The organism is Pannonibacter anstelovis, from assembly GCF_036881715.1.
GTDB lineage: Bacteria > Pseudomonadota > Alphaproteobacteria > Rhizobiales > Stappiaceae > Pannonibacter > Pannonibacter anstelovis.
In genome coordinates this window covers 190329-202176 of record NZ_JBAKBF010000005.1, presented here as the reverse complement: position 1 = coordinate 202176, position 11848 = coordinate 190329, and the positions used below count along the sequence as shown (strand labels likewise).

Here is an 11848-nt window from a genome sequence, read left to right as displayed (position 1 = left end):
CAACCGTCACTGCGTGGCGGCAGCCTCCCGGCAGGTGCTGCACAGGCCGCGCAGTTCGATGACCGTCTTGCGCAGGGCGAAGCCTTCGCCCTTGGCCCAGCCACCGAGACGCCGGGAGACTTCTTCGTCGGCAAATTCGCTGACCGATCCGCAGGTTTCGCAGATGGCAAAGGCTGTGCTGGCGTGATCCTCGCAGGAAGGATGGCGGCAGGCGACAAACGCATTGAGGCTTTCCAGGCGGTGAACCATGCCCATTTCAACGAGCTTTTCCAGCGCCCGGTAGACCTGCAGCGGCGCCCGGAAGCCCTCCACCCGCAGCTTGTCGAGGATGGTATAGGCCGTCAGCGGTCCCTGCGCCTCTTCCAGCGCGCCGAACACGAGGTTCTGATTGCGCGTCAGGCCGGAGCGGTCGTGGTGATGATGATGATGGTCGTGGTGTTCACTCATCGTCGTTTCCTTCTCTCCGCCGCCGGTCAGCCCGCACTGCCCGTGTTGCGCTTGCGGCCCAGCATGGACCGGACCGGGAACAGGCTTACACCGAAAAGCAGCATCGCCGCCACCACGATGGACGGTCCAGAGGGCGTGTCAAAGTCCAGTGAGGCAAAAAGCCCCATGACAACGGCGCAGGCCCCCACCAGCGCGGCGATCACCGCCATCTGCTCCGGCCCGGCAGAAAGCCTGCGGGCGGTGGCGGCAGGAATGATCAAGAGCGCCGTGATCAGCAGCACGCCGACAATCTTCATGGCAATGGCAATCACAGTCGCCATCAGAACCATGAAAATCAGATTCGCCCGCTGCGGCTGCATGCCCTCGGCTTCGGCCAGATCCGCGTTGACCGTGCCGGCGAACAGCGGCCGCCAGATCATCGCCAGAACAGCAAGCACCACCGCGCCGCCGCCATAGATGATGCCAATGTCCAGCCGCGACACGGACAGGATATCGCCGAAGAGGAAGCCCATCAGATCCATGCGGATCCAGGTCATGAAGGCCAGGCACACGAGGCCCAGCGCCAGCGATGAATGGGCGAGAAGCCCCAGGAGCGCATCGGATGACAGCCCGCCACGCCGCTGCAGGGTCAGCAGCAGCACAGACACCAGCGTGCAGATGACGAAGACTGCCAGCGTGATGTTGACATTCAGCAGGAACGCCAGCGCCACCCCCAGCAGCGAGGCATGGGACAGCGTGTCGCCGAAATAGGCCAGCCGCCGCCAGACGATGAAACAGCCAAGCGGCCCCGCCACAAGTGCAACGCCGATGCCAGCCAGAATGGCGCGGGTGAAGAAATCATCCAGCATGGCGCCCATCCTCCTTCACGCTGGCGCAAGGTTCAGCGCCCGCTTCATGGCCGTGACCATGTCCATGGTGATGATGGCCCCCATGGTGGTGGTGATGATTGTGCCCGTGGTCATGATGGCCATCGCCTGGATGGCAGCTGTCGGTGACAGAGCCATCTGCGTGGCGCACACGCCCATCGGGCAGATGCTCGTGATCATGGCTGTGCTCATAGACAGCCAGCGCCCCGGCAGCCCGGATGCCGAAGAGCTCGCGGTAGGCGCTGGAGCGGGCGACATTGACCGGGGTGCCACGGCAGCAGACGTGGCCGTTGAGGCAGATGACCTGATCCGTCGCAGCCATCACCACATGCAAGTCGTGGGAGATCATCAGGATGCCGCAGCCGATCCGGTCGCGCAGATCCTTGATCAGGTCATAGAGGAGGATCTCGCCGTTGTAATCCACTCCTTGTACAGGCTCATCCAGCACGAGAAGATCCGGCTTGCGGGCAAAGGCGCGGGCCAGAAGCGCCCGCTGCATCTCGCCGCCCGAAAGGTTGCGCATCTCCGCCTTGATCAGGTGAGCGATGCCCGTAGCGGACAGGGCTTCAACAGCCTCGGCTTCGGACAACGGCGAGGTGAGGCGCATGAAGCGGCCGACCGTCAGCGGCAGTGTCCAGTCGATGGCAACCTTCTGCGGCACATAGCCAACCCTGAGCCCATCCTTGCGGACCGAAGTGCCCTCCGTCGGCGCGATGATGCCAAGCGCCATCTTGGCAGTTGTGGACTTGCCGGACCCGTTGGGACCGATGAGCGTGACAATTTCACGCGGGGCCACGGTCAGATCGACGCCGCGCACCAGCCAGCGGCCATCGCGCTGCACGCCCGCATTGGACAATTGGATGAGATGGGAGCCGCTGGGAGACAAGCCGGTTGCTTTCCAGTGTGAGGATCGGGGTTGCCGGGACTTATCTCATACGTTATACGATCACGCAAATGATGTAACAACATAACATCACAAAATCCGCCTGACGCACCTTCTGCGCCGGGCCTTTCCCCCGAGGACTGAAGGAGACTTCCCATGTCCCAGACTTCCCGCACCGGCTCGAAGAGCCGCCTCGCCCGCGCAGCATTGGCCGGCACGGCCCTCATGCTGCTCAGCCTCTCCCCTGCACTTGCCGCTCCCAAGGTGGTTGCCTCGATCAAGCCGGTGCAGAGCCTTGTTGCCGCCGTCATGGACGGCGTGGGTGAACCCTCCGTCGTCGTCGATGGCGCCGCCTCCCCGCATACCTTCGCGCTGAAGCCCTCCACGGCCAAGCTGATCGCCGATGCGGATGTCGTGTTCTGGGTCGGGCCGGAGCTGGAGCCTTTCCTGGAGAAGCCGCTCGAAACGCTGGGCGAAAAGGCTGAAGCGGTCGAACTCTCCGAAGCGCCGGGCGTCACCAAGCTGCCGGTGCGCGAGGATGCCAACTTCGAGCCGCACCACCACGCCGATGAGGAAGGCGAAGCCGGCCACGAGGGCCATGATCACGGCGCCCATGATCACTCAGGCCATGATCACACGGGCCATGATCACGCGACCGAAGCCAAGGAAGCGCCAAGCCATGATCACGGCCATGGAGATGAGCACGGCACATTCGATGCCCACGTCTGGCTCGACCCGGAGAACGCCAAGGCGATGGCGGACGACATTGCCCATCACCTCGCCGAAGCCGACCCGGCAAACGCGGCCACCTATGCTGCCAATGCCAAGGCCCTGAAAGAGAAGCTGACTGCGCTTGAAACCGCACTGACGGCAGAGCTGGAGCCGGTCAAGGACAAGCCCTTCGTCGTCTTCCACGATGCCTATCAGTATTTCGAACAGCGCTTCGGCGTGCGCGCAGCTGGCTCCGTCACCCTCAGCCCGGAAGTGCAGCCGGGTGCGGAGCGCGTGGCTGCACTCCAGACCAAAATGAAGGATCTGGGTGCTGTCTGCATCTTTTCCGAGCCGCAGTTCGAACCCAAGCTCGTCAACGTGCTGATCGAAGGCACAGATGTGCGCACCGGCGTTCTCGATCCCCTCGGCGCAGATGTGGCCAATGGCAAGGACCTCTATTTCGAGGTTGCCCGCAAAATGGCTGACTCGCTGAAGTCCTGCCTCTCTGGCCAGAGCTGATACGGGCATACCGGCAAGGCTGAAACACCAAGGGCGCGGAGATGATCCGCGCCCTTGATCTTGTCCGGAATATCCGGAGCTCAGATGCCGTCGCCGCCAGTGAAATAGCCGGTCGCCGGGATGAGGCCTTCACGGCGCAGATACTGCAGCACCTCTTCGGCCAGTGCCTCCGGCTCACGCCCTGCCGTCTTGAGATGCAGCTCCGGGCTCTCCGGGGCCTCGTAGGGGCTGCTGATGCCGGTGAAATTCGGGATCTCCTCAGCTTCCGCCTTGCTGTAAAGGCCCTTCGGATCACGCGCCTTGCAGTCCTCCAGCGGCGTGTCGACGAAGATCTCGACAAATTCACCCGGCTGCAGCAGATCCCGCGCCATCTGGCGTTCGGCCTTGAAGGGCGAGATGAAGGACACCAGCGTGATCAGGCCTGCATCGGTGAAGAGCTTCGCCACCTCGGCAACGCGGCGGATGTTTTCCACCCGGTCTGCATCGCTGAAGCCCAGGTCCCGGTTGAGGCCGTGGCGCACATTGTCGCCGTCGAGGACATAAGTATGCCGGCCTTCGAGGTGCAGTTTCTTCTCCACGATTGAGGCGATGGTTGACTTACCCGAGCCTGACAGGCCCGTGAACCACAGCACCACCGGCTTCTGCCGCAGGCTTTCGCTGCGGGCGGACTTGTCCACATCTAGCGCCTGCCAGTGAATGTTGCTCGCCCGGCGCAGCGCATGAGCCACCATGCCTGCTCCCACCGTCGCATTGGTCATGCGGTCAATGAGGATGAAGGCACCCATGGTGCGGTTCGCGCCATAGGCCTCGAAAGCAGCCGGAGCCGCCAGCGATATGTTGCAAAGGCCGATCTCGTTCAGCGCCAGCGTCTTGGCTGCCGTCTGTTCGAAGGTGTTGACGTTGATCTTGTGGCGGATATCCGTCACCGATGCGGTGAGCGTGCGCGCGCCAATCTTCAGCAGGTAGGATCGGCCCGGCAGCAGGGCCTCCTCTGCCATCCAGATCACATGAGCCGAAAGCTGGTCTGCCACGTCCGGGCGGGACTGGACGGGCGCCAGCACATCACCCCGGGAAATATCGATCTCGTCCTTGAGGACAATGGTGACAGCTTCACCGGTGCCTGCGCTCTGCACATCACCATGGGCCCCAAGAATGCGCGTGACCGTCGATGTCTTGCCTGAAGCGGCGACAACAAGCCCATCTCCAACGGCCACACGCCCGCTGGCGATAGTGCCGGAATAGCCGCGGAAGTCGAGGTTCGGCCGGTTCACCCACTGAACGGGAAAGCGGAAAGGCTGACCTGTGCCGGCAAGGCTGACATCCACACTTTCCAGATGCTCCAGAAGCACGGGGCCATCATACCAGGGCATGCGGGCGCTGCGGCTGGTGACATTGTCGCCGTAACGGGCGGAGATGGGGATCGCCTGCAGTGTCTCGAAGCCGAAGCTCTGCGCCAGCTCTTCAAACGCTTCCCGGATCTCGTTGAAGCGCTCCTGCGAGAAATCCACGAGGTCGATCTTGTTCACCGCCAGCACCGCGTGGCGAATGCCCAACAGCGAGGCAATGAAGGCGTGGCGGCGGGTCTGGGTCATCAGCCCGTGTCGGGCATCGACCAGCAGCACAGCCAGATCGGCGGTGGAAGCGCCAGTCGCCATGTTGCGGGTGTATTGCTCGTGGCCCGGCGTGTCGGCGACGATGAACTTGCGCTTGTCCGTGGCAAAGAAGCGGTAGGCCACGTCGATGGTGATGCCCTGCTCGCGCTCGGCCTCAAGACCGTCCACCAGCAGGGCCAGGTCCATGTCCTCGCCCACGGTGCCGTGCTTGCGGCTGTCCTTTTCCAGTGCCGCCAGCTGGTCCTCGAAGATCAGCTTGGTGTCGTAGAGCAGACGGCCAATCAGCGTGGACTTGCCGTCATCCACGCTGCCGCAGGTGAGGAAACGCAGCTGGTCCTTGTTTTCCTGCGAGCGGATATAATCGAGCACGGCCTCTTCGGACGTGAGGTGTTCAGAGAAGTCCATGATCAGAAATACCCCTCGCGCTTTTTCTTTTCCATGGAGGCGCTGTCGTCGTGGTCGATCAGGCGGCCGGAGCGTTCGGATGTGCGTGCAATCAGCATCTCGCGCAGAACAGCAGGCAGCGTATCAGCCTCCGATTCAATGGCACCGGTCAGCGGATAGCAGCCGAGCGTGCGGAAGCGGACTGACTTTTCCTCCACAGTCTCCCCGGCACGCAGCTTCATCCGGTCGTCATCGACCATGATCAGCATGCCGTCGCGCTCCACCACCGGGCGGCGCGCTGCGTAATAGAGCGGCACCATCGGGATGTTTTCCGCCAGGATGTACTGCCAGATGTCCAGCTCGGTCCAGTTGGACAGGGGGAAGGCGCGGATGGATTCGCCCTTCGCCACGCGGGCGTTGTAGAGGTTCCAGAGTTCCGGCCGCTGGTTCTTCGGGTCCCAGGTATGGGCCGCCGTGCGGAAGGAGAAAACGCGCTCCTTGGCACGGGACTTTTCCTCATCGCGCCGTGCGCCGCCAAAGGCCGCATCGAAGCCGTATTTCGTCAGCGCCTGCTTCAGCGCTTCGGTCTTCATGATGTGGGTGTGAACCTGCGAGCCATGATCAAAGGGATTAATGTTCTGCGCCAGCCCGTCCGGATTGGTGTGGACGATCAGTTCCAGCCCGAGCCGCTTCACGGTCTCGTCGCGGAAGGTGATCATCTCGCGGAACTTCCAGCCCGTATCCACATGCAGGAAGGGGAAAGGCGGCTTGGAAGGATAGAAGGCCTTCATCGCCAGATGGAGCATCACGGAGGAGTCCTTGCCGATGGAGTAGAGCATCACCGGATTGCGGAACTCTGCCGCCACCTCGCGGATGATGTGAATGCTCTCCGCCTCAAGGCGCCGGAGATTGCTGAGCCGGTCTGACATGCGATTGCCTTTCCCTCTTTCCGGCGGCAGGCTGATGCACCGGAAACGTAGACGAGAGACTACCGGGCGCGGCTTCGAGGCATAAGAAACAGTTTTGCGCAGAATGCGGGATGCAGGACCTTTAGTGCCGCCTTTTGCGGTTCTTGGAGAAATCCCTTCGGCAGCATCAATTCAGGCCCATGGCGTGCACGCATGCTTGGAATCAGGCCGCCATTGCCGCCGCCGGACATGTATCAATCGGTCAGCGTGCTTTCTCAGCGGCAAAGCGCAGGCAGGCCTGCATCAGGATGAGCGCCGGTGTTGGCGGCGTGTCGGCGCGGGTGGTCAGCCCCACCGGCCCCAGCGTTTCCGCCGTCTTCACGGGCAGCTCGACAAGATCCCCATTGGCAATATCGCGCGCGACCACGCCGCTGGAGATGATCCACACAGCATCGCTGTCCAGCGTGTAGATACGCCCGAACGTGTCAGAGATTGTCTCCACCCGCTTCGGTAAATGGCTGACGCCGTTGGCAATCATCAGCCGCTCCACATACGGCCGGATGATCGCCTCCCGCGTTGGGTAAAGCACTGTGAAATCCGCAATCCGCGCCAGATCTGCCAAGAGCTCATCCAGCAGCGGATGCCCCCGGCGCACCACCAGCGACACGCTTTCGGAATAAAGATGTGTGAAGGACAGACCCTGCATCTGTTCCGGATCTGAAAGCCGCCCGACGACAAGATCCAGCTCCCCCACCCTGAGACGGCCCAACAGAAAGCGGTTGGGCCCGGTTTCCATCGTCAGAACCGTGCCGATGGCCTCCGCCTCGAAGCGCTGCACCGCCTCGGGAAAGATGCGCGCTGCCACGCTTGGCAAGACGCCGACATTCAGGAACGAATCCCCCGACATGCGCGCCTGCGCCACACTGTCGAGCCCCTGCTTCAGCGCCGCAAGGCTCGCCCCAGCGTAATGCAGCAGCACGTCGCCGAACTGGGTCAGTTCCACGCCCTTGCGCGAGCGCTCGAACAGGCGCACGCCGAGGATTTCCTCCAGCTCCTTCAGTGTCTTGGAGACGGCCGGCTGGGTGATGGCCAGCGCATCCGCCGCCTTCACGAGGCTCCGTCTGCGGGCCACCTCCAGAAAGCACTGGATGTGGCGGTACTTTACCCGGCCATCAATGATCATCCATTCCCTCCGGTTATGTTCTTTGCCTAATTTGTCATTTTACATAACCGATGAATGAATGAAATAGTCTGCTGCAGGAGAGAACGCGCCCCGCAAGGGGATGCGGCAAGAGGGAGAGATTGCGTTGCAGATGATCCGCGCAAACGGGGTGTGCCTGCATGTGAGCGACAGCGGCGAACAGCACTTGCCTGTTCTCGTTTTCGCCAATTCGCTTGGCACGGACTTCCGCTCATGGGACCGGGTGGCGGCGCATTATTCCGGGAAGTTCCGGATCCTGCGCTATGACATGCGCGGCCACGGCCTGTCCGAATACCCCGATGGCCCCTATTCCATTGATGATCTTGTCGCCGACCTCGACCAGCTCCTGGCTGCACTCGGAATCACCTCTGCCGTTGTCGTGGGCCTGTCTGTCGGCGGACTGGTGGCACAAGGGCTGGCAGCCCTGCGCCCCGGTCTGGTGCGGGCCGCCGTGCTGAGCAACACAGCGGCCAAGGTGGGCACGGCCGAAATGTGGAGCCAGCGCATCGCTGCGATTGAAACGGGCGGAATTGCCTCACTCTCCGAACCCATTCTGGAACGCTGGTTCTCCACCGCCTTCCGCCAGAGCCGCCCGGAGGAACTCTCCGGCTGGCGCGCCATGCTGACCCGCACCACACGGGAGGGCTATATTGGTATCTGCCATGCGCTGGCTGGTGCTGATCTCACCGCCTCCACCGCGAAGCTGAAGCTGCCAGTGCTGGTGATTGCGGGCAGCGAGGATGGCTCGACCCCGCCGGATCTGGTGCGCGGCACCGCTGAGCTTATCGAAGGCGCCCGTTTTACCCTGATCGAGGGGGTGGGCCATATCCCTTGCGTCGAGGCGCCGGAGGCCTTCTGCGCGGCCGTTGATACTTTCCTTGAGGAGCATTCCCTTGTCTGACCGTTCCCCCGGCTCACGCCATGCCACCGGCATGAAGACCCGCCGCTCCGTTCTGGGCGATGCCCATGTGGACCGGGCCATTGCCAATCAGACGCCCTTCGACGAGGATTTCCAGACGCTGATCGTGGAAAGCGCCTGGGGCACGGTCTGGGCCGATGACAGCCTGACGAAGCGCGAGCGCAGTCTCGTCACCATTGCCCTTCTGGCCGGGCTCGGCCACCATGAAGAACTGGCCATGCACGTGCGGGCCAGCGCCAACACCGGTGCCAGCGCGCGCGACATCCGCGAGGCCCTGCTGCATGTGGCGATCTACGCCGGGGTGCCTGCGGCCAACACCGCCTTCAAGATTGCCCGCGAAACCCTGGCCGCCAACGGGCGGATGGGCGAAGTGGAGGAAATGCGCAAACCTGCTGATCTGGATCAGGGAGGCCAGTCATGAGCGAGACCCCAAGCAACTTTCCGAGCCCGGGACTGGGCGACTATTACCAGCGCGAGCTGTCCATGCATCCGCCCGCCTATGCGCCGGGCTACAAGAGCTCGGTCCTGCGCTCGCCGCAGAAGGCGCTGCTGTCGCTGGAACAGGGCATGGGCGAGATCACCGGCCCGGCCTTCAGCCACAACGACCTCGGCCCGCTCGACAATGACATGATCCTCAACTACGCCAAGACGGGGGAACCCATCGGCGAGCGGATCGTGGTCCATGGCCGCGTGCTGGACGAGAACGGCCGCGGACTGCCGGAAGTGCTGGTGGAAGCCTGGCAGGCGAATGCAGGCGGACGCTACCGGCACAAGAAGGACACCTATCTCGCCCCGATCGACCCGAACTTCGGCGGCTGCGGCCGTACCCTGACGGACGAGAACGGCTACTATTTCTTCCGCACCATCAAGCCGGGCCCCTATCCCTGGCGCAACTACATCAACAGCTGGCGCCCGGCCCACATTCACTTCTCGGTGTTCGGCCATTCCTTCACGCAGCGCCTAATCACCCAGATGTATTTCGAGGGCGACCCGCTGATCGGCATCTGCCCGATCGTCAAGACCATCCCGGATGCCGGTGCCATCGAGCGGCTGATCGCCCCGCTGGACATGAAGGCCTCTGCACCGCTCGACTACCGGGCCTACCGCTTCGACATCGTGCTGCGCGGCCGCCGCTCCACGCTTTTCGAAAACCGTCTGGAAGGAAACTGAGCCATGGTTCTGCCGCTTCCCTATCTTCAGGAAACCGCCAGCCAGACGGCGGGACCCTATGTCCACATCGGCCTTGCTCCGCAGGCAGCCGGATTCGACATTTTCGAGAAGAATTTCTCAAACGTGGTGGCTGGGCCGAATACGCGCGGTGAACGCATCCGCATCGAGGGCCGCGTCTTTGACGGTTCCAGCACGCCGCTGAAGGATGTGCTGATCGAAAGCTGGCAGGCCAACAGCGATGGCCGCTACAACCACCCGGAAGACAAGGGGTCAGGCCAGCTTGATCCGGATTTCCGGGGCTGGGGCCGCAGCTGCTCGGATTTCGACACCGGCGTCTTCGTCATCGAAACCATAAAGCCCGGCTCCGTGCGCTGGCGTGACGGGCGCCCGCAGGCCCCGCACATCAGTCTGTGGATCGTCGCACGCGGCATCAACATCGGGCTCAACACCCGGCTTTATTTCTCCGACGAGGAAGAGGCCAATGCCAAGGACCCGGTGATCAATCTGGTGGAACACCCGGTGCGCCGCAAGACGCTGATCGCCCAGCGCGAAGAGCGGAATGGAGAGGTGGTTTATACCTTCGACATCCACATCCAGGGCGAAAACGAGACGGTGTTCTTCGACATCTGATCCCGGGCAGGCAAGATACGGACCTGACCGGGGGGCGATTCAGATAGCCCATCAAACCCTGATCAGGCACCGTGCATGGGGCCGGGCCACCCCGGCCCGGCTCCAGCGTTTTCTGCGTTGCTCCAGCACCCGGCATCCGGCCCGCCCTTGGCGGGCCCTTGCCGTTCCAGTACCAATAGCCGCCAGCGCCATTTCCGGCCGCAACAGGGACAGCCATGACCGTCAGCCCCTTCGATTCCCCTCTCCTCTCCGGCCTGCTGCAGGATGGTGAAACGGCGGCTCTGTTCAGTGATGCTGCCGCCCTTGCGGCCATGCTGGAGGTGGAGGCAGCTCTCGCGCTGGCGCAAGGGGACTGCGGACTTATTCCGCCGGAGGCGGCGAAGGCGATCAGCGCGGCCGCAAGACATCTGACGCTGGACCCCGCAGCGCTGTCGGCGGCCACCGCGCAGGATGGCGTGCCCGTGCCTGCACTGGTCGCGGCTCTGCGCAAGGCCGTGCCTGCAGACCATGCTCCCTTCGTCCACTGGGGCGCGACCAGTCAGGACATTGCCGATACCGGCCTTGTGCTGCGGCTGTCGCGGCTGGCGGATATCTACGAGACGCGTTTGCGTGCTCTTTCCCGGCTGCTGCTGCGCATGGCTGAAGCGCACAGGACAACGCCCATGGCGGCTCACACCCGCATGCAGCAGGCGACACCCACAAGCTTTGGCCTGAAGGCCGCCGTGTGGCTGGCGCCGCTCCTTTCCCATCTGGAGCGACTCACCCAGTTGCGCCCCCGCCTTTTGCGCCTGTCGCTGGGCGGGGCTTCGGGCAATCTTGCCGCGCTGGCTCCGCATGGGCTGGCCGTGGAGGCAAAGCTGGCGGAGCGGCTTGGCCTCACGGTTTCGCCGGTGCCCTGGCACGTGAGCCGTGACGGGCTGATGGAATTCGCAGGCTGGTGCGCCCTCGTCACCGGCAGCCTTGGCAAAATCGGGCAGGACATTGCCCTCCTCTCCCAGAACGAAATCGGCGAACTGCGCCCCGGCAGCGGCGGCGGCTCGTCCACCATGCCCAACAAGGCCAATCCGGTGGGCGCAGAGGTGCTGATCGCCCTCGCCCGTTACACCGGTGGTCAGCTCGGCACCCTGCAGCAGGCAGCCATCGCCGAGTACGAGCGCAGCGGCGCGGCCTGGCTGATCGAGTGGCTGAGCCTGCCGCAGATCGCAGCGGCCACCGGCAAGGCACTCACCACCGCCGCCAGCCTGCTGGACAGCCTCGTCATCGACACCGCCCGCATGCGCGCCAACATCGAGGCGAGCAACGGCCTGTTGCTGGCAGAGGCCGCCAGCTTCGCGCTCGCCGCCACCATGCCCCGTCCGCAGGCGCAAGATTTGGTAAAGAAAGCCTGTGCTACAGTCCTGTCCAGCGGCACCCATCTCTTCGATGTGCTGGCCGCCATGACCCCGGTTCCTGCGGATTGGAGCGCGCTGAAGGACCCTGCGCTCCACATGGGAGAATCGGCGGCGCTGATCGACCGGATTGTTGAGTCGGCTCAGGCACTTGGCCTTGAGAGCTGAGAGATAGATTCGGCTTCTTCACACATTGATTCAAGCACTTG

Annotated in this window: 12 protein-coding genes; 6 read left to right on the top strand and 6 right to left on the bottom strand. The window is 63.4% G+C overall.

Annotated features, from left to right (window positions below; genetic code table 11):
• Positions 1-6: 6 nt before the first annotated feature.
• Genes V6L75_RS10265 through V6L75_RS10255 form a run of 3 tightly spaced genes read right to left on the bottom strand, consistent with a single transcriptional unit; the run spans position 7 to position 2199 of the window.
• Positions 7-447 (bottom strand): Fur family transcriptional regulator, encoded by a 441-nt coding sequence (locus tag V6L75_RS10265; protein ID WP_334251418.1) that lies wholly within the window; start codon positions 445-447, stop codon positions 7-9.
• 26 nt (positions 448-473) lie between these two features.
• Positions 474-1295 carry a metal ABC transporter permease gene (locus V6L75_RS10260; RefSeq protein WP_334251417.1) on the bottom strand — a complete coding sequence of 274 codons (822 nt, stop codon included), beginning with the start codon at positions 1293-1295 and terminating at the stop codon, positions 474-476.
• Positions 1285-2199 carry a metal ABC transporter ATP-binding protein gene (locus tag V6L75_RS10255; protein WP_334251416.1) on the bottom strand — a complete coding sequence of 305 codons (915 nt, stop codon included), beginning with the start codon at positions 2197-2199 and terminating at the stop codon, positions 1285-1287. The genes V6L75_RS10260 and V6L75_RS10255 overlap by 11 nt, the downstream gene beginning before the upstream one ends.
• Before the next feature lie 153 nt (positions 2200-2352).
• On the opposite strand from V6L75_RS10255, the gene znuA reads away from it, so the two are divergent.
• Positions 2353-3426 (top strand): zinc ABC transporter substrate-binding protein ZnuA, encoded by a 1074-nt coding sequence (znuA, locus tag V6L75_RS10250; protein WP_334251415.1) that lies wholly within the window; start codon positions 2353-2355, stop codon positions 3424-3426.
• Between the two features lie 80 nt (positions 3427-3506).
• Here the strand turns inward: znuA and cysN are convergent, their stop codons facing one another.
• The 3 genes from cysN to pcaQ all read right to left on the bottom strand — a co-directional run bounded on the left by cysN (position 3507) and on the right by pcaQ (position 7511).
• Positions 3507-5444, bottom strand: a complete 1938-nt coding sequence (gene cysN, locus V6L75_RS10245) for a sulfate adenylyltransferase subunit CysN (protein WP_334251414.1) — start codon at positions 5442-5444, stop codon at positions 3507-3509.
• A 2-nt stretch (positions 5445-5446) separates the two neighbouring features.
• Complete coding sequence (gene cysD / locus V6L75_RS10240) at positions 5447-6352, bottom strand: sulfate adenylyltransferase subunit CysD (protein ID WP_334251413.1); 906 nt, start codon at positions 6350-6352, stop codon at positions 5447-5449.
• Between the two features lie 241 nt (positions 6353-6593).
• Positions 6594-7511: a pca operon transcription factor PcaQ gene (pcaQ, locus tag V6L75_RS10235; RefSeq protein WP_334251512.1), complete on the bottom strand. Its 918-nt coding sequence runs from the start codon at positions 7509-7511 to the stop codon at positions 6594-6596.
• Between the two features lie 133 nt (positions 7512-7644).
• On the opposite strand from pcaQ, the gene pcaD reads away from it, so the two are divergent.
• The 5 genes from pcaD (at position 7645) to V6L75_RS10210 (ending at position 11807) form a co-directional block, all read left to right on the top strand.
• On the top strand, positions 7645-8433 hold the full coding sequence (pcaD, locus tag V6L75_RS10230) for a 3-oxoadipate enol-lactonase (RefSeq protein ID WP_334251412.1): 789 nt from the start codon (positions 7645-7647) through the stop codon (positions 8431-8433).
• Positions 8426-8872, top strand: a complete 447-nt coding sequence (gene pcaC / locus V6L75_RS10225; RefSeq protein WP_019962627.1) for a 4-carboxymuconolactone decarboxylase — start codon at positions 8426-8428, stop codon at positions 8870-8872. Before pcaD ends, pcaC begins: the two co-directional genes overlap by 8 nt.
• Positions 8869-9621, top strand: coding sequence for a protocatechuate 3,4-dioxygenase subunit beta (gene pcaH, locus V6L75_RS10220; protein ID WP_334251411.1), 753 nt, complete (start codon positions 8869-8871; stop codon positions 9619-9621). The genes pcaC and pcaH overlap by 4 nt, the downstream gene beginning before the upstream one ends.
• Before the next feature lie 3 nt (positions 9622-9624).
• Positions 9625-10251, top strand: coding sequence for a protocatechuate 3,4-dioxygenase subunit alpha (pcaG, locus tag V6L75_RS10215; RefSeq protein WP_334251410.1), 627 nt, complete (start codon positions 9625-9627; stop codon positions 10249-10251).
• 215 nt (positions 10252-10466) lie between these two features.
• Complete coding sequence (locus V6L75_RS10210) at positions 10467-11807, top strand: 3-carboxy-cis,cis-muconate cycloisomerase (RefSeq protein ID WP_334251409.1); 1341 nt, start codon at positions 10467-10469, stop codon at positions 11805-11807.
• Positions 11808-11848 lie beyond the last annotated feature (41 nt).